This is a genomic window from Oceanibaculum indicum P24, assembly GCF_000299935.1.
GTDB classification, from domain to species: Bacteria; Pseudomonadota; Alphaproteobacteria; order Oceanibaculales; family Oceanibaculaceae; genus Oceanibaculum; species Oceanibaculum indicum.
The window spans coordinates 145,427-162,281 of record NZ_AMRL01000006.1; the positions used below are offsets into that span (position 1 = coordinate 145,427).

Here is a 16,855-nt window from a genome sequence, read left to right on the forward strand (position 1 = left end):
ACGGGCCGGGGCGGCGCTGGTCTAGTCGCCAAAACCTTCCCGTCCGCCGGAGCCGGATGCGCCCGTGACGACGCCCCACCGATTCTCGCCCGATGCCTGCCTGACCTGGACCCTGCGCCTGCTGGCGCTGTGGATCCTGGCGATGGGCGCGCTGCTGCCCTGGGCGCCGCGCGCCCTGCAGATCGGCCTGTTCGCGGCGGCATTGCTGACCATCGTGCTGCATTGGGTTGGCCAGCGGCACTTCCCCTGGCCGCGCTACCGGCTGGCGCTGCCGGTCGCGCTGTTCTTCGCCTATGCCGGGCTGACGGCGGCATGGAGCGTGAACCGCGAGGATGCCGCCAGCCAGCTTGTCCAGTTCGCGCTGGTGTTTGGTGTCTCTTTGCCTTTCTTCGCCGCGCTGCTGGCGCTACCGGAAACGGCACTACGCCCGGCGGCGAAGGCGGTGCTGATCGGGCTGGCGCTGGGAGTCGCGTTGTTTCTGGTCGAACTGTTCGCGGACCAGCCGATCTATCGCCTGACGCGCGGCATGGATTTCGCTGAAGTGATCGGCGCCAACGCGATTAACCGCCCGGCGGCGGTCTCGGCGCTGCTGATCTGGCCGCTGGCCTATGGTGTCTGGCGGCTGGGCTGGCGCAAGATCGCGCTGGCCCTGCCGGTGCTGTTCGCCGTGGCCGCGGGCTTTTCTTCCAGCCAGTCGGCGCTGGGCGGCATGCTGGCCGGGCTGCTGTTCTGGCCTCTGGCCGCGATCTCGCTGCGCGGCGCGCGACGCCTGCTGCGCCTCGTCGTCGCCATCGCCTTCCTTGCCATGCCGTTCCTGGCGCAGGCGCTGTTCGCCAGCGGGCTGGGCAGCATGCCGTGGCTGCCCTTCTCCATGGGGCATCGGGTGGCGATCTGGCATCACGTCGCCGGGCTGTCGCTGGAGCGGCCGTTCTTCGGCTGGGGGCTGGAGGCCTCGCGCGTGCTCAGCGACTTCGCCGATATGAAGGCAGGGCCGGTGCAGGGCACCATCGAGCTGCTGCCGCTGCACCCGCACAACGCGCCGCTGCAGATCTGGCTGGAGCTGGGTGGCGTTGGCGCGCTGCTGGCGCTGGCGATGGCCTGGATGCTGTTGCACACCATCGGCAAGCTCGACCGGGCGGCGCAGCTTTTCGCCTATCCGCTGTTCGCCTGCGGCCTGTTTATGAGCGGCACCGCCTATGGCGCCTGGCAGACCTGGTGGATCAGCGGCTTCCTGACGGCGGCGGCCTGTTTCCTGATCCTGTGGCGTGGAGGGTCGGATGAAGGGTGATCCGGTCCCCCTGGTCGAGGTGGTGCTGTCCAGCTATGACGGGGCGGCCTGGCTGGAGGCGCAGATTGCCAGCATCCTCGGCCAGACCCACGGCAATCTCCGGCTCAGCGTGCGCGACGATGGCTCGCGCGACGGCACGCCGGAAATGCTGGCCGCCTGGGCAGAGCGGGAGGAGCGGCTTTCCTTCCGGCAGGGCAGCCGTAATCTGGGGCCGGCGGGCAGCTTCTTCCGCTTGCTGGATGATGTGGGATCGGATGCGGCCTTCGTCGCCTTCGCCGATCAGGACGATGTGTGGGAGGCGGACAAGATCGCCCGCGCGGTCGCGGCGCTGTCCGCCCTGCCCGAGGGCGTGCCCGGCCTCTATTGCGCGCGGGTGGTCATCGTTGACGAAGACTTGCAGCGCCGTGGCCTGTCGCCTCTGCCGGGGCGCGGCCCGAGCCTCGCCAACGCGCTGGTCGAGAACATCGCCATCGGCTGTACAAGTGTGCTGAACCGCGCGGCGCTGGCGCTGCTGCGCGCCGAATGGCCGCAGCCGCCGGTGAAGCATGACTGGTGGTGCTATCAGGTGGTCTCCGCGCTGGGGCAGGTGATCTACGATGCGCGCCCGGCGCTGAAATACCGCCAGCATGGCGGCAACATGACGGGGGCGGGCTATACGCCGCTCGACCGTTTTCTCGGCAAGGTTGGGCGTCAGCTGAACGGCGAGCAGTCGGCGCTGCGCCGGCATCAGGCGGGCGAACTGCTGCGGCTGTTCGGCAGCCGGCTATCGACGCGGGACAGGGCGCTGGTCGCGGATTTCCTGGACAGCGAACAGGGTATTGCCCGCCGGCTGCGCTATGCGGTTTCCGGTGGTGTTCATCGCCAGTACTGGCTGGATGATCTGGCCTGCCGGCTGCTGTATGTCCTTCGCGGTGTGTGAGGTTGTTCTTTCATCCCTATCTCCTATCGTCATTCCCGGCCTTGTGCCGGGAATCCAGCGTTCAGCCTGCTCGATCAACGATCCAGCTAGCGGAAGCCTGGACCCCCCGCAATAAATGCGGGGGTGACGGTTGGAGATGAAAGTGCAGATGCGGTGAGCAACACGACGTTCGCAGCTGCTCTCGGCCATAAAGCTTAGCCGGAGCTGGGTGAGGGGAGATCGTCCATCAGTTCCAGCAATGCCGCTTCCACGCGCTCGACCGGCAGGTCCTTCAGCTGCGGTTCGCGCAGGATGGTCACTTTCGGACCGCGCTGGCCGCTCTGCGTCGGGGTGGAGGCGTGGGAATAGAGCACGACCGACGGGCAGCCGACTACGGCCAGCAGGTGCATCGGGCCGGTATCGTTGCCGACCGCCCCCGCCGCGTTGCGGGCGATGCCGCCCAGCTCGAACAGGGTGGTCTGATCGGTAAGATCGATGGCCTGCGGGCAGGCGGCGGCGATGGCGGCCGTGGTCTCCGCTTCTGACTTCGTGCCGACCAGTACCGGTATGATCCCGCGTGCCACGAGCCGGTTGGCGAGATCGGCATACTGGGCCTCCGGCCAGCGCTTTTCCGGCCGGTGCGGGGCGCAGCCGGGGGCCAGCAGCACATAGCGGTCCGGCAGCGCGAAGCAAGAAACATCCGCCGTGATCCAGCCGGCATCCGGCGGTGGGACCTCGGCAATCCCCATGGTCGCCAGCTGCATCGCATAGCGGTCGGTGCCGTGCGTCGCATTACGGTTCGGGTTCGGGTCGGGGTCGGAACAGCCCCAGGCAGTGCCGGACCAGCGCGGCGGAAAGGGCCGCAGCAGCTGGAAATAGAGGTTGGTCCGGTCGGAACATTGCAGGTCATAGACCAGATCGAAGCGCCCGCCCTTGATCTGCCGGCGGATCGCCAGCAGCGCGCCCGGCCCCTTGTCGCGCGGGTCGGTCCAGACTTCGTCAAACCAGCCGCTGGCCCGTGCCAGCGGGACGAGCGACGGGATGGTCTGCAATACCAGATGGTCGCCCGCATAATGCCGCCGTAGCGCCTGGAAGGCGCCGAGCGCCATGATGAAATCGCCGAACGCGCCATGCTTGATGACGAGGATGCGGCGTGAGGCGGGAGGTGTTGCGGTATGATCGGGCATGCCTGCCGGATATACCGGGCCCGGGCGGATAAGGGAAGGGCGGTTGCGGGAACCGGACGGGGCGACTAGGATGCGCCGCCTTTTCGATGGAGGATGAAGCATGGCGATCCAGGTTCCGGTGTCCTGGGGCGAGCTGATCGACAAGATCGCGATCCTGGAGATCAAGTCCGAGCGTATTGGCGACGCGGCGAAGCTGGCGAATGTGCGCACCGAGCTGACGGCCCTTGCCGATGTGCGCGACGCCAACCTGCCATCGGACAGCAAGGTGCTTGCCGACCTCGCCACCCTCACCGCCGACATCAAGAAGGTGAACGAGGCGCTGTGGGAGATCGAGGACGATATCCGCGACTGCGAGCGGGACAAGGATTTCGGGACGCGCTTCGTGGAGCTTGCGCGCTCGGTCTACAAGACCAACGACAAGCGCGCGGCGCTGAAGCGCGACATCAACATGCTGCTGGGCTCCGCCCTGGTGGAGGAAAAGTCCTACCAGTCCTACGAGTAGGCGATGGGCGCTTAAGCAGCAAAAGCCTTTATCCGCTGGCATTTTGCTGGCAAAAAGGGCCGGGCATCCGGTGCGTCCCCGTAGCTCATCCGGATAGAGCGACGGTTTCCTAAACCGTAGGCAGCAGGTTCGAGTCCTGCCGGGGACACCATTCCTTTCCGTCATACCTTCCGGATATGAACGCGATGACCGACCGTCCCCTGCTCTACAACGCCGCCTATGGCCCGCTGAACCTGGCCGCGCTGCGCAATGCGCCCTGCCAGATGTCACTGGGCGAGCGGCTGTTTCTCTACAGCCTGGTCTATGCATCGCGGCCCGCGCATTACTGCGAGATCGGCACGGCGCAGGGTGGTTCCGCGCTGATTGCCCAGTCGGCTTTGTTCGATGTCGGCAACCACGATTCCCGGATGTCGCTGATCGATATCCGCTTCGATCTCGACAAGCAGGCCTTGCAGATGCTGGAGCGGCGCGCCGTCTTTCACGAGGGCCCGTCCACGCAGATGCTGCCGGAGGCGACCAAGACCGCGCCCATCGATTTCCTGCTGATCGACGGCGACCACACGCATGAAGGCGCGCTGCGCGATATCGAGATGGCGGTCGGGCTGGTGGCACCCGGTGCGCATGTGCTGATCCATGATGCCTATACCCCGCCGATTGCGGCGGCCATTGCCAAGGCGGCCTCGGACCCGGCCTGGATCGATGTCGGGCTGGTGGTGCGCCATGGCAATGACCTGAACGATGCGCCGCTGGAAGACGGCCCCTGGAAGGGCCAGCCCAATATCTGGGGCGGCATGCATCATCTGCGGCGGCGTTAAGGCCCCAATTTCCCGCACAAGAACCGGATAGGCCCGCGTTACGCGCGGGGGCATGACAGGCAGGCGACTTAACCTGCCCATGGAGTGCCCTCATGCCGTTCTCGCCGATTTCCCGACTGGGTCTCGCCACCGGCCTCGCGCATGGCGCGGACCAGCTGGCGCTGGCCGCGCTGCCGCTGGTCGTCACGCTGGGGCTGGGCGGTGGCCCTGGCCTTGTCGGCCTGCTTGTCGCGGTGCAGAGCGCCGCCTGGCTGGTCGTCTCCCTTCCGGCCGGCGCGCTGATCGACCGGTCCGAGAAGCGGCGCTGGATGGTACGGGCGCAACTTCTGGCGGCGGCCTGTCTTGCGGCAGCGGCGGTCGCGGCGTCGCTGCACCAGGTGCCGGCGCTGGGTCTCGCCGTGCTGCTGGGCGCTGCCGGGACGGTGGCCTTCGTGCTGTCCGGCTTTGCCGCCGTGCCGCTGCTGGCCGATCCTGCGGCCCTGCCGCGTGCCAATGCACGGCTGGAACTGGCGCGCGCCGTCGCCACCCTGTCCGCCCCTTTGCTGGCCGGTTTGCTGGCCGACGCCGGGCAGGCGCCGCTGGGCTTCGCGCTGGCGGCGCTTTGCGCTCTACTGTCGGCGATACTCGCCAGCCGGTTGCCGGCGATGCCGCAGGCGGCGGCAGAACGGCCGCCGCTCGGTCAGGCGATCCGCGATGGGGCGGCTTTCGTCTGGCGGCAGCCCTATCTGCGGGCCATCGCGCTGTGCGCCATCGTCTGGAACATGGGGTTCTTCGTGCTGATGGCGGTGTTCGTGCCCTATGCACTGACCCATCTGGGGCTGGATGCGGCGGGCACCGGGATGACGCTCAGCGCCTATGGTGCCGGGTTGCTGCTGGGGGCCCTTGTCGCGCCCCGGCTGGCCGGGCTGCTGCGGATCGGTACGCTGCTGACGCTGGGGCCGGCGCTGTCGGTGCTGGCCGGGCTTGCGCTGCTGGCCGGACCGACGCCCTATGGCATGCTGCCCTTCGCCGCCTTCTTCCTGATCGGCTTCGGTCCGATGATCTGGCAGATCGGCCAGACCAGCCTGCGGCAGGTCGTGACGCCTCCCGGCCTGCTGGGGCGGGTGGGGGCGACGATTCAGGTGGCGGTGTTCGGCGTGCGGCCGCTGGGCGCGCTGCTGGGCGGCTGGATCGGCGCCGGCTGGGGTGCCGAGGCCGCTATACTGCTGGTGCCTGCCGCTTTCGCACTGTCCCTGCTCGCGATCCTGGCGTCGCCGCTGCGCCGGCTGGGCAGCCTGGAGGCGGCAATGCCGGTCAGTGGCTGAACTTGGTGCCGGTGGTGATGGCACGGCCGAGCTTGGTACCGTCGAGGATGGCGCCGCGCAGATCGGCGCCGGTCAGGTTGGCGCCGGTCAGGTCGGCACCGGTCAGGTTCACGCCGCGCAGCACGGCACCACGCAGATCGGCATCGACCAGCTTGGCCTCGGTCAGGTTGCTTGCCATCACCTTGCCGCTGGGCTGCCCGTCCGGCTTGCGCAGGGGCAGCGGCGACAGGTCGGCATCGCGCAGCGCCGCCTCGATCAGCGTGGCCCCGTCGAGGCGCACGCCATACATGGTCGAGCCGCTGAGATCGGCCCTGCTGAGATCGGCTCCCGACAGGTTCGCCAGCAGCAGCTCCGCATTCATGATCTGACTGCCCGACAGATTCACGCCGGAAAGGATCGCGGCGCGCAGGTCGCTGGCCGAGAGGTCGAGGTTAGACAAATCGTTGCGGGCGAAGTCGGCCCGTTCGCCGGCCATGCCGTTGGTGGCGATCCAGATGCTGTGCTGGTCAATCAGGAACTGGATCAGCGAGGGAATCTCGCCGCCGTCCTTTTTCAGGATGGCGCCTTCCAGCTGCGCATTGGTCATCGTCGCGGTGGACAGATCGACATTGCGCAGATTGGCGCCGCTGAGGTCGGCACCGGTGAAATCGGTGCCCTCGACCTTGGCGCCGATCATGATGGCGTTGCGCAGCTTGGCACTGCGGAATTTGGCGCCGTTCAGCTTGGCGCCGGACAGGTTCACCTCGATCATCCGGGCGCGCGAGAAATCGGCATTCTCGGCGGAGCTGACGGCGAGGTTGGCGCCGTTCAGATTGGCGCCGGTCATGCGGGCACGGTCGATGCGCGCGCCACCCAGATCGACCGCCTGATCCTCCTCGACCTCCTTGCCGTCGCGCATCACGACAATCTGGCCGGGGCGAAGATCAGCATCGGTAAAGTCGGCATCGGCCATCTGCGCCTTGCCGAGATTGCAGCCGCGCAGATCCGTCTTCCTGAAATTGGCGTTTCGCAGGTCCGCCATGAAAAAATTGCTGGCGAACAGGTCGGCTTCCGAGAAATCGACGCGTTGCAGGATGGTGTTGGTGAAGCTGCAGCGCTGCAGCACCGCGCCTTTGAGAACGCGGTCGGCAAGGTCCATATTGTCGAGGGCCAGCGCCTTGGTCATCAGGCGCTTGCCCTGCGGCTTGCCGGTAATGAACCGGCTGTGCGCCTCAATGGCACGGGTGATGGCTATGGCGGCGTTCTGCACTGTCATTGGCCGGTTCGTTGGGAAAAGAGAGGCGTTCTGCTTTATCGAATTCGCGTGAGGATGACAGAAATGAGTAAAGGAGTCGTAAACCCGTATGGCTTTTTCGTAAATTTTTAAATTCTGATCGATTCTGACTGAGAACGCGGATGATCCCTATTAACGACGACAACCCGACCGAACGCCCGGCCATCGTGACGGTGGGGCTGATCGCTGTCTGCGTTCTGGTCTATCTCTGGCAGATGACATTGGGGGAGCGTGAAGGGCAGCGTGCCATCTATGCGCTGGGGATGATTCCGGCAGCCCTGCTGGGCGGGCAGCGGCTGCATCCCGACCTTATGCTGGTCGATCCCTGGGTGACGCTGTTCAGCTCCATGTTCCTGCATGGCGGGCTGCTGCATCTGGGCGGCAACATGCTCTATCTCTGGATTTTCGGGAACAATGTGGAGGATGCGCTGGGGCGCGTCCGCTTCATCCTGTTCTACCTCGCCTGCGGTGTGGCGGCGGCGCTGCTGCAGGCGGTCGTCGATCCGGCCTCGGAGATTCCCATGGTCGGGGCCAGCGGTGCCATTTCCGGCGTGCTGGGGGCCTATCTGCTGCTGTTTCCGCGCGCCAATGTGCTGGTGCTGATTCCGCTGGGCTGGTTCACGCAGCTGCGGCCGCTGCCGGCGGTCTTCGTGCTGGGCTTCTACTTCGTGCTACAGCTCATCAGCGCGGCGCTGGATACGGGCGAGGCGGGCGTCGCCTTCTATGCCCATATCGGTGGCTTCGTCGCCGGCATGGTGCTGCTGCCGCTGATGAAGCGTCGCGAGGTGCCCTTATTCTCCCAAAGGCGTCAGCCGCCGCGTCCGGCGGTGCGGCTCAGGCGACGACGGCTGCGTCCCTGGGAACAGAAGCCAGAGAACCGCCGACGCGGCCCCTGGGAGTAACGCCCCAGCCTACCGCCCGAGCGCTTTGGCCAGCCGGGTGATCTCGCCATCGCTGACGCCCAGGATTTCACGCAGCACATCATCCGTGTCGGCGCCCAGTGTCGGCGGCGAACGGTCGCTGCTGGTCGGCCCGCTGGCGAACTTCACCGGGTTACCGACCTGCGGTACTTCCGGTGCGGCCGGGCTGGTGAGCACGCGTTTCAGCCCCCGCGCCTCGACCTGCGGGTCGGCGAAGACCTGGCCGATATCGTTGATCGGCCCGCAGGGCACGGCGTGATTTTCCAGCAGCGACACCCAGTCGGATGTGGTGCGCTGCAGGACGATCTCCGCCACCTGCGGGATCAGCGTCTCGCGGTTCACGATGCGCCCGGCATTGGTCTTGTAGCGCGGGTCGCCGGACAGATGCTCCGCCCCGACCACGGCGCAGAAGCGCTGGAACTGACCGTCATTGCCGACGCCGAGGATCATGTGGCCATCGGCCGTCCTGAACACCTGATAGGGCACGACATTGGGATGCGCGTTGCCCATGCGGCCCGGCGCCACGCCGGACACCAGATAGTTGGTCGCCTGGTTGGCCAGAGTGGCGATCTGCGTGTCGAGCAGCGCCATGTCGATATACTCGCCCGCCCCCGTGCGGTCGCGCTTGATAATCGCGGTCAGGATGGCGGACAGCGAATAGAGGCCGCAGATCTGGTCGGAGATCGCCACGCCGACCTTCATCGGCTCCGCCCCCGGCATGCCGTCGGGCTGGCCGGTGATGCTCATCAGGCCGCTCATCGCCTGCACCAGGAAATCGTAGCCGGCGCGCTTGGCATAGGGGCCGGTCTGCCCGAAGCCGGTGATTGAACACCAGATCAGCTTCGGGTTCACTTGCCGGAGGCTGGCGTAATCCAGCCCGTACTTCGCAAGCCCGCCGACCTTGTAATTCTCCACCACCACATCGCACTCGGCGGCGAGGCGGCGGATCAGCTCCTGCCCTTCCGCCGAGGCCATATCGACGGTGATCGAGCGCTTGCCGCGGTTGCAGGCAAGGTAATAGGCCGACAGGCCGGGATCTTCCTCGGTCGGCTCCACCAAATAGGGCGGGCCCCAGCCGCGCGTGTCGTCGCCAGCACCCGGACGTTCGACCTTGATGACATAGGCCCCCATATCGGCCAGGAACTGGGTCGCCCACGGACCGGCCAGCACGCGGGACAGGTCCAGCACCTTGATGTGGCTTAGCGGCGCTTCATAGGTCATATGTCTTGCATCCTCCCGATACGGTCTTGGCGACCTTTGCGCCGGATTGGTAGCATCGGAAGGTGTCACGATAAATAACAAGTCGCACCGGAACCTCAACGCGATGGTGCGACATTGAGGGAGGCTACCATTCCCGACGATGGTTTCATGGGTGCCGGCGATCCCGGCGCGCTCGACGCGCTCTACCGGCAGTTCCTCGACGATCCGCACAGCGTACCGCGCGACATGGCGCGCCGGCTGGCGCAGCTTTTCGAGGCGGGGGGCGCCGTGGCGCCTTCCTCGGCTGCCGGCAATGGCGGCATGGCACTTTTGGCCGAGGCCTGGCGGCTGCGCGGCCATCTGGCGGCCCGGCTCGATCCGCTGGGCCTGACCGATCCGGCGCCGGTGCCGGAACTCGATCCTGCCAGTTATGGATTGCCGCCGGGTTCGGAGGCCAGCCTGCGCGCCGCCTATGGCGGCTCCATCGGCTGGGAATTCGGCCATATCCATGATGGTGAAAAGCGCGCCTGGTTAAAGGCGCAGGCGGAAGGGGCTGCTGCTTTGCCGTCCGACGCGCAGCGCCTCGCCCTGCTGGGGTTACTGGCGCGCGGCCATGCGCTGGAGGAGACACTGCAGGGCCGCCTGCCGGGCGCCAAGATGTTCGGGCTGGCCGGCGGCGATGGCTTCCTCGCCGTGGTCGAGAGCGTGATTCGCGAGAGCGTGCGCCAGGGCACGGAAGAAGTGCTGATGGGCGGCATGCATCGCGGCCGTTTCACCCTGCTGGCGACGATCCTGGAAAAGCCGCTGGTCGCGCTGGTTGCCGATCTGCTGGGCAAGCCGGCCCTGCCATCGGGCATGGAGGCCTCCAGCGACGTGCCCTACCATCTGGGCTATTCCGGCGAACGGATGATCGAGGGCAAGCGGGTCTGGCTCAGCGCCTCGCCGCACCCCTCGCATCTTCAACTGGTCGGCGTGGTGACGCAGGGGCGGTCGCGCGGCAAGCAGACTTTGCGCGGGGCGGCCGGCAAGCGGCAGGTGTTGCCGCTGCTGCTGCACACCGACGCCAGCTTCGCCGGGCAGGGCATCGTGGCGGAACTGTTCCAGCTCTCCAGGCTGCCGCCCTACGATCTGGGCGGCACGATCCATGTCATCATCAACAACCAGCTCGGCTTCACCACGATGCCGGAGGAGGGGCGCTCGGCGCGCTATTGCACCGACATCGCGAAGCTGGTCGAGGCGCCGGTGCTGCATGTGAATGGCGACGATGTGGAGGCGCTGTTCCGCGCCGCCACCGTGGCCGCGCAATGGCGTGCGCGCTTCGGCTGCGACATTCTGGTCGATATCGTCTGCTACCGCCGGCTTGGCCATAACGAGATTGACGAGCCGCGCTTCACCCAGCCGCAGATGTACAGGGCGATCGACGCCCGTCCACCGCTGGCCGCGCTGTACCGGGAGGAACTGGCCGGGCGCGGGATGGATGTCGCCCCCGCCGATGCGGAAGCCGAGACGCTGCGTCAGGCGATCAAGGATTCCTTCGATGCCGCCAAGGGCTATGAGGTGAACGATCCGGGCTGGTTCCGCGGTGTCTGGCAGGGCTTCCGCAGCGGCAGCCAGGCCGACATGGCTGCGTTCACCGAGACCGGCCTGCCGCTGGACGAACTGCGCGCCATCGGCAAGGCGCTGACCACGGTGCCGGCGGAGTATGCGCTGGACCGCAAGGTGGCACGCTTCCTCGACCAGCGGCGGGAGAGCATAGAGACCGGCGCGGGCATCGACTGGGCGACCGGCGAGGCGATGGGCTTTGCCAGCCTGCTGGCCGAGGGGTTCCCCCTGCGCTTCGGCGGACAGGATTCGATGCGCGGCGCCTTCACCCAGCGTCATCTGTTTGTCCATGATTCGGAGAATCCGCGCCGCCATTGCGTGCTCGATCCGCTGGCGGAACAGGGCGGCGTGGTCTGCGAGGCGTTCAACACGCCGCTCATCGAGCATGCTGTGCTGGCCTATGAGTATGGCCACACGCTGGCCGACCCCAGGCGGATGATCGTCTGGGAGGCGCAGTTCGGCGACTTCCTGAATGTGGCGCAGCCGGTGTTCGACCAGTTCGTGGTGTGCGGCGAGGATCGCTGGCTGCGTTCCTCCGGCCTCGTCCTGCTGTTGCCACACGGGCTGGATGGTGGCGGGCCAGACCATTCCACCGGCCATCCCGACCGGCTGCTGGGTCTGTGCGCGCGGGCCAATATGCAGGTCGCCAACGTCTCAACCCCGGCCAATTTCTTCCACCTGCTGCGCCGGCAGATGAAGCGCGACTTCCGCAAGCCGCTGGTGGTGCTGACGCCGAAGGCGCTGCTGCGCACCAAGGCCTGCGTCTCGACGCTGGAGGAATTCGGGCCGGGCACCGGCTTCCAGTCACTGATCCCCGACGCGGGCGTGAAAAAGCCGGACAGGCTGATCCTGTGCACCGGCAAGATCTATTACGAGCTGGCGGCGGAACGCGCGGCGCGCGGGCTGGAGGGCAAGGTGGCGCTGGTCCGTCTCGAACAGCTCTACCCGCTGCCCGAGGCGGAACTGAAGGCGCTGTTCGCGGCACATCCGAAGGCGGAGCTGGTCTGGTGCCAGGAGGAGCCGGCGAATATGGGCTATTTCACCCATCTCGACCGGCCGCTGGAAAAGCTGGCGGGACGCACCCTGCGCTATGCCGGTCGGCCCGCCGTGCCGACCCCTGCCGTCGGCGTGAAATACTGGCACGAGGCGGAACGCAAGGCAGTGCTGGAGTCGGCGCTGGGTTGAGGGGGCTACTCCGCTCGCCGGACCGCGCCGCTGTCGATCAGCCCGGCGATCTCGGCATCGCTGTAGCCGGCCTCCGCCAGCACGGTGCGGCTGTCCTCGCCGAGGCGCGGTGCGCCCTTGCGGATCGTTGCCGGGCTGTCGGAAAAGCGCATCGGCGGGGCCGGCGTGCGGATGCGGCCCTCGCTCGGGTGGTCATATTCCCGAAAGAAGCCGGTCTCGGCCAGATGGCGGTCGGCCAGCACATCCTCCAGGCTGTTCACCGGCATGGCTGGGATGTCGGCCTGCTCCAGCGCTTCCAGCCAGTCGGCGCTGGTCCGTGACGGCATGATCTCGGCGACCATCTGATACAGCTCGCCGATGACGCGGCTGCGCAGGCCGGCATCGTTCACGCGCGGGTCGTCCAGCATCTCCGGTCGGTCGGCCAGGGTGAAGAAGCCGCGCCATTGCTTCGTGGTGTAGGGCAGCACGGTGATGTACCCGTCCGCCGTGCGGTAGGGCTTTCGGTGCGGCGCCAGCAGTCGCTGATAGCCCATCGGCCCCTCGGCAGGCTCGAACACGGCGCCGGCCAGATGCTCGACCAGCATGAAGGAAGCCAGACTCTCGAACATCGGCACCTCGACCGACTGGCCGCGCCCTGTGCGCACCTTGTGCACGATGGCGGTCAGCAGCGCGATGGCGACATGCAGCCCCGCCGTCTTGTCAGCCAGGATGGCGGGCACGAAGGCCGGCTCCTCGGTCAGCCCCTGCCGGCGGGTCAGGTCGGCTGCCCCGGACATCGCCTGGATGATATCGTCATAGGCCGGCTTGTCGGCATAGGGGCCGCCGCTGCCATAGCCCCAGGCGGAGCAGTGAATGATCTCCGGATTCGCCCGTTTCAGCGTCTCGTAGTCCAGCCTCAGCTTGGTCATCGCCTGCGGGCGCATGGAATGCACGAACACATCCGCCGTTGATACCAGCCGAATCAGGACATCCCGGGCGGCTTGCTGCTTCAGGTCCAGCACGATGCTGCGCTTGTTGCGGTTGGAATTCAGGTACACCGCCCCCATGCCGGGATGGCGGGCCGGGGATGCTGCGCGCATCACGTCGCCTTCCGGCGCCTCGATCTTGATCACATCGGCTCCCATGTCGCCCAGCATCTGCGTGGCATAAGGACCGAACACGACCGAGGTCAGGTCGAGGATGCGGATGCCGGTAAGGGCGCCAGTCTTGGTGTGACCGGTTGCGGCTTGATCGGGCATGGGGTTTCCGTCCGTTTTGTTTTGCCGCTATCCAAGCGCCGGCGCGCCGCAAAGGCAATGGGCCAGGTAACGCTATTGAAATCAGGCGGTTGCGCCGCCGCCAGCAGGGCGTGGTTGTATGCGCGCCGACTTTATTCGGTATTCAATTGCATACATGGTTGTGAAGACGGTTTCGATCTGCAAAAATCCTTTTCAAGTTCGGCTCGTCAATAGGGCCGGTAATGAAGAAAGAAGACCTTGGGAGGTTACGGATGAAAGTTAAGACGCTTGCTGGCGTCGCCACGATGGCGGGCGCCCTCCTCATCACCGGCATGCCGGCTCAGGCACAGACCATCGACGGGCCGTCGGTTTCCTGGAACCTGTCCACCTGGGGCACCAAGCGTGCCTTCACGGCGGGCATGGAATATGTCGCGGCGCAAGTCAGCGAGAAGACCGGCGGCAAGTTCAACATCAAGCTGCACTACGGCGAGGCGCTGTCCAAGGCGCGCGAGAATTTCGACGGCATCAAGATCGGCGCCTTCCAGGCGGCGATGTACTGCAACTTCTACCATCCGGGCAAGAATCCGGCCTCGATGGTGCTGACCATGCCGTTCCTGCCGCTGGGCGACCTCGAAGTCTCCATGCATGTGCGCGAGGCCGTGATGGCGCATCCGGCCTATGTGAAGGACATGGATAACTGGAACGCCATGACCTACATGTCCTCGCTGCTGCCGCAGTATGAGTTCATGGGCCGTGGCAACCCACCGCAGAAGCTGGAGGACTGGAAGGGCCTGCGCGTGCGTGCGGGCGGTGGCCTCGGCACCGCGATGCAGAAGCTGGGCGCGACCCTGACCACCGTTCCGGCGCCGGAAGTCTATACCGGTGTGGAGCGTGGCACGATGGATGCGGCGTCCTTCCCCTATACCTACTCGCACGCGTCCTACAAGCTGCCGGAAGTGTCCGACTGGTTCACCTCGAACATGTCGCCGGGCACCACGGAATGCGGCACGGTGTTCAACAAGGACGCCTATGCTAAGCTTCCCGACCAGTACAAGAAATTGCTGATGGACCTGAAGGCGCCGGCCTACCAGGTGCAGATCAAGGCCTATCACGACATCGACGAGAAGAACCTGCCGGCCTTCCGCGCCAAGCTGAAGGAAGTCGTCTATACCGACGCGCAGCTGGATGAGTTCCGGAAGATTGCCGCGAAGCCGGTGTGGGACGAGTGGGTCGCTGAGAACAAGGACAAGTTCGACGCCCAGGGCCTGCTGGACCTCGTGCTGGCAGAAGCCAAGAAGGCTGCGAAGAAGTAAGACTGGTCAAATGGCCGCGTTCCGCGAAGGGCGCGGCCATTTTTTCTTAATCGTGAGTCCTCTTTGCGCTCCGCCCTCTCTGGCGGAGCGTCCCATATCCGACCCGAAATCGTACCAGCGTAGGTTGGGGAGCTTGCATGGACACCAAGATCAGGCGGCCTGTCACCTGGACTCCGCAGGAGGAGGCCACCGGCGGCCGTTTAATCGACCGGCTCGACGGTTTTTTTCATCCGATCGAGAAATTCGTCGCCTTCCTGTCCGCCCTCTGCATCTTTGCGTTGATGGCGGTCGGCGTGATGCAGATCGTCGGGCGGCAGGTCTTCGGCACGCCGATCTTCGGCTATATCGATGCGGTGGAGATGTCGATCAGCATCTTCGCCTTCCTTGCCATCGCCTATTGCGAGCGGCTGAACGGCCATGTCCGCATGGAGCTGGTGGTCGGCAAGATGCGCGGCCGCCCCCTCTGGACGCTGGAGATTTTCGGCCAGATCGTGGCGCTGTTCGTCGTTGCGATCCTGATCTATTACGGCTGGACGCACGCGCTGCGCGCCTATGAATACGGCGATTCCACCATCGACGCGCAAATCCCCTGGTGGCCGTCCAAGATGCTGGTTGCCTTCGCCTTCCTGACCCTGTGGGTCCGACTCTGGCTGAACCTGATCGGCTATGCCCGGCTGTTCATCAATCCCGACGCGGCGCCCATCGCCGTGCCACTGGTGGCTGACGTGAAGCAGATGGCCGAGGAAGAGGCTGCCGAGGCTGGTGCGCTGGAGCAGGAAAAGCAGAATAAGGGGAGTGCGGCGTCGTGACCGGCCTCGATAACGATACCATCGGCGTCATTGGCGTCGTCTGCATGCTGCTGCTGGTGCTATCCGGCGTGCGCATCTACATCGCTGCGGCGGCGGTCGGCCTGGTCGGGCTGGTGGCGATGATCGGCTGGGATGCCGGTGCCGGCATGATTGGCACCATCCCGCATTCCAAGGCCGTCAGCTACACGCTGTCGGTGCTGCCGATGTTCATCCTGATCGGCTATCTCGCCTTCCATGCCGGCATCACCCAGTCGCTGTTCGACGCGGCGCGGAAATGGTTCGGCTTCCTGCCGGGCGGCCTTGCCGTGGCCTCGGTGTTCGCTACGGCCGGTTTCGCCGCCGTGTCGGGCGCTTCCACCGCGACGGCGGCGGTGTTCTCCCGCGTTGCCATCCCGGAGATGCTGGCGGCGGGCTATTCCCGCCGGCTGGCGGCGGGCGTGGTGGCGGCCGGCGGTACGCTGGCGACGCTGATCCCGCCCAGCGCGATCCTGGTCATCTACGCCATCATCGTCGAGGAATCGGTCGGCCGGCTGTTGCTGGCAGGCTTCATCCCCGGCGTGGTCTCGGCGCTGATCTATGCCCTCATCATCCTGATCTGGGCGAAGCTCGATCCGAAGGTCGGCCCGGCGATCAAGGGCTATACCTGGGGCGACCGAATCAAGGCGCTGCCTGGCACGGCGCCGGTGATCTCCGTCGTGCTGATCATCTTCACCGCCATGTATCTCGGCTGGGCGACGCCGACCGAGGCCGGCGCGCTGGGTGCCTTCGTCGTGTTCATCATGGCGCTGATGCAGGGCATGCGGTACGAGGCGCTGAAGGACTCCCTGCTGGAGACGGCGAAGCTCACCGTCATGATCTTCTCGCTGATCTGGGGCGTGCTGATCTTCGTGCGCTTCCTGGGCTTCGCGGGGCTGCCGGAACATTTCACCCAGTTCATCACCTCGCTGCCGTTCGAGCCCTGGGTGGTGATGCTGTTCATCCTGTTGGGATACGTCATCCTCGGCATGTTCATGGATGCCATCGGTATGCTGCTGCTCACCTTGCCGGTGGTCTATCCGGCGGTGATGGCGCTGGGCTACGACTCGATCTGGTTCGGCATCATCGTGGTGAAGATGGCGGAGGTCTGCCTCGTCACCCCGCCTATCGGGCTGAACTGCTTCGTGGTGTCCGCGGTGCGGCCGGATATTCCGGTGGCCAGTGTGTTCCGTGGCGTCGGCCCCTTCGTGATTGCTGACTTCATCACGGTCGGCGTGTTCCTGATCTGGCCGGAAGTCATCACCTGGCTGCCCAACACGATGCTGAATTGACGACACCGTTCGGCTGAAGAAAAAGGGGCGCCTGG

The 16,855-nt window shown here is 66.0% G+C and carries 14 protein-coding genes and 1 tRNA gene; 11 read left to right on the plus strand and 4 right to left on the minus strand.

All coding sequences use genetic code 11. The annotated features are described in order from the left end of the window. The first annotated feature begins 64 nt into the window (after positions 1 to 64). Together P24_RS07230 and P24_RS07235 are read left to right on the plus strand one after the other, a co-directional pair. Positions 65 to 1,288 (plus strand): O-antigen ligase family protein, encoded by a 1,224-nt coding sequence (locus P24_RS07230; protein ID WP_008944045.1) that lies wholly within the window; start codon positions 65 to 67, stop codon positions 1,286 to 1,288. Beyond that, entirely contained in the window at positions 1,278 to 2,207 is a 930-nt protein-coding gene (locus P24_RS07235; protein ID WP_008944046.1) for a glycosyltransferase family 2 protein, read from the plus strand. Before P24_RS07230 ends, P24_RS07235 begins: the two co-directional genes overlap by 11 nt. Before the next feature lie 194 nt (positions 2,208 to 2,401). Here the strand turns inward: P24_RS07235 and P24_RS07240 are convergent, their stop codons facing one another. After that, positions 2,402 to 3,373, minus strand: coding sequence for a glycosyltransferase family 9 protein (locus tag P24_RS07240; RefSeq protein WP_008944047.1), 972 nt, complete (start codon positions 3,371 to 3,373; stop codon positions 2,402 to 2,404). A 100-nt stretch (positions 3,374 to 3,473) separates the two neighbouring features. On the opposite strand from P24_RS07240, the gene P24_RS07245 reads away from it, so the two are divergent. From P24_RS07245 to P24_RS07260, 4 genes are all read left to right on the plus strand, one after another. Then, on the plus strand, positions 3,474 to 3,875 hold the full coding sequence (locus P24_RS07245; RefSeq protein ID WP_008944048.1) for a DUF6165 family protein: 402 nt from the start codon (positions 3,474 to 3,476) through the stop codon (positions 3,873 to 3,875). A gap of 74 nt (positions 3,876 to 3,949) precedes the next feature. Then, positions 3,950 to 4,026: transfer RNA gene (locus P24_RS07250), tRNA-Arg, on the plus strand. A 34-nt stretch (positions 4,027 to 4,060) separates the two neighbouring features. Continuing rightward, positions 4,061 to 4,690: an O-methyltransferase gene (locus P24_RS07255; protein ID WP_008944049.1), complete on the plus strand. Its 630-nt coding sequence runs from the start codon at positions 4,061 to 4,063 to the stop codon at positions 4,688 to 4,690. Between the two features lie 92 nt (positions 4,691 to 4,782). Further along, positions 4,783 to 5,994 (plus strand): MFS transporter, encoded by a 1,212-nt coding sequence (locus P24_RS07260; RefSeq protein ID WP_008944050.1) that lies wholly within the window; start codon positions 4,783 to 4,785, stop codon positions 5,992 to 5,994. Here P24_RS07260 and P24_RS19145 read toward each other — a convergent pair. Next, on the minus strand, positions 5,984 to 7,249 hold the full coding sequence (locus tag P24_RS19145; protein ID WP_008944051.1) for a pentapeptide repeat-containing protein: 1,266 nt from the start codon (positions 7,247 to 7,249) through the stop codon (positions 5,984 to 5,986). The genes P24_RS07260 and P24_RS19145 overlap by 11 nt on opposite strands. 140 nt (positions 7,250 to 7,389) lie before the next feature. Between P24_RS19145 and P24_RS07270 the strand changes: the two genes are divergently transcribed. Continuing rightward, positions 7,390 to 8,169: a rhomboid family intramembrane serine protease gene (locus P24_RS07270; RefSeq protein ID WP_008944052.1), complete on the plus strand. Its 780-nt coding sequence runs from the start codon at positions 7,390 to 7,392 to the stop codon at positions 8,167 to 8,169. A 9-nt stretch (positions 8,170 to 8,178) separates the two neighbouring features. Here P24_RS07270 and P24_RS07275 read toward each other — a convergent pair whose 3' ends face one another. Beyond that, positions 8,179 to 9,408 carry a CaiB/BaiF CoA transferase family protein gene (locus P24_RS07275; RefSeq protein ID WP_008944053.1) on the minus strand — a complete coding sequence of 410 codons (1,230 nt, stop codon included), beginning with the start codon at positions 9,406 to 9,408 and terminating at the stop codon, positions 8,179 to 8,181. 147 nt (positions 9,409 to 9,555) lie between these two features. Between P24_RS07275 and P24_RS07280 the strand changes: the two genes are divergently transcribed. Beyond that, positions 9,556 to 12,174: a 2-oxoglutarate dehydrogenase E1 component gene (locus P24_RS07280; protein WP_008944054.1), complete on the plus strand. Its 2,619-nt coding sequence runs from the start codon at positions 9,556 to 9,558 to the stop codon at positions 12,172 to 12,174. A gap of 5 nt (positions 12,175 to 12,179) precedes the next feature. Here P24_RS07280 and P24_RS07285 read toward each other — a convergent pair whose 3' ends face one another. Then, positions 12,180 to 13,412, minus strand: coding sequence for a CaiB/BaiF CoA transferase family protein (locus P24_RS07285; protein ID WP_008944055.1), 1,233 nt, complete (start codon positions 13,410 to 13,412; stop codon positions 12,180 to 12,182). Positions 13,413 to 13,663: 251 nt separating this feature from the next. On the opposite strand from P24_RS07285, the gene P24_RS07290 reads away from it, so the two are divergent. From P24_RS07290 to P24_RS07300, 3 genes are all read left to right on the plus strand, one after another. Further along, a complete protein-coding gene (locus P24_RS07290) occupies positions 13,664 to 14,704 on the plus strand; it encodes a C4-dicarboxylate TRAP transporter substrate-binding protein (protein ID WP_008944056.1) in 1,041 nt (346 codons plus the stop codon). 137 nt (positions 14,705 to 14,841) lie between these two features. Continuing rightward, positions 14,842 to 15,513: a TRAP transporter small permease subunit gene (locus P24_RS07295; protein ID WP_008944057.1), complete on the plus strand. Its 672-nt coding sequence runs from the start codon at positions 14,842 to 14,844 to the stop codon at positions 15,511 to 15,513. After that, on the plus strand, positions 15,510 to 16,820 hold the full coding sequence (locus P24_RS07300; RefSeq protein WP_008944058.1) for a TRAP transporter large permease: 1,311 nt from the start codon (positions 15,510 to 15,512) through the stop codon (positions 16,818 to 16,820). The genes P24_RS07295 and P24_RS07300 overlap by 4 nt, the downstream gene beginning before the upstream one ends. Positions 16,821 to 16,855 lie beyond the last annotated feature (35 nt).

What these genes read in the sequence shown, in the direction of transcription:
- P24_RS07270 (WP_008944052.1), top strand. Translation starts at nt 7,390, where the DNA reads ATGATCCCTATTAACGACGACAACCCGACCGAACGCCCGGCCATCGTG.
- P24_RS07285 (WP_008944055.1), bottom strand. Translation starts at nt 13,412, where the DNA reads ATGCCCGATCAAGCCGCAACCGGTCACACCAAGACTGGCGCCCTTACC.
- P24_RS07275 (WP_008944053.1), bottom strand. Translation starts at nt 9,408, where the DNA reads ATGACCTATGAAGCGCCGCTAAGCCACATCAAGGTGCTGGACCTGTCC.
- P24_RS07260 (WP_008944050.1), top strand. Translation starts at nt 4,783, where the DNA reads ATGCCGTTCTCGCCGATTTCCCGACTGGGTCTCGCCACCGGCCTCGCG.
- P24_RS07290 (WP_008944056.1), top strand. Translation starts at nt 13,664, where the DNA reads ATGAAAGTTAAGACGCTTGCTGGCGTCGCCACGATGGCGGGCGCCCTC.
- P24_RS07280 (WP_008944054.1), top strand. Translation starts at nt 9,556, where the DNA reads ATGGGTGCCGGCGATCCCGGCGCGCTCGACGCGCTCTACCGGCAGTTC.
- P24_RS07235 (WP_008944046.1), top strand. Translation starts at nt 1,278, where the DNA reads ATGAAGGGTGATCCGGTCCCCCTGGTCGAGGTGGTGCTGTCCAGCTAT.
- P24_RS07240 (WP_008944047.1), bottom strand. Translation starts at nt 3,373, where the DNA reads ATGCCCGATCATACCGCAACACCTCCCGCCTCACGCCGCATCCTCGTC.
- P24_RS07245 (WP_008944048.1), top strand. Translation starts at nt 3,474, where the DNA reads ATGGCGATCCAGGTTCCGGTGTCCTGGGGCGAGCTGATCGACAAGATC.
- P24_RS07295 (WP_008944057.1), top strand. Translation starts at nt 14,842, where the DNA reads ATGGACACCAAGATCAGGCGGCCTGTCACCTGGACTCCGCAGGAGGAG.
- P24_RS07255 (WP_008944049.1), top strand. Translation starts at nt 4,061, where the DNA reads ATGACCGACCGTCCCCTGCTCTACAACGCCGCCTATGGCCCGCTGAAC.
- P24_RS19145 (WP_008944051.1), bottom strand. Translation starts at nt 7,249, where the DNA reads ATGACAGTGCAGAACGCCGCCATAGCCATCACCCGTGCCATTGAGGCG.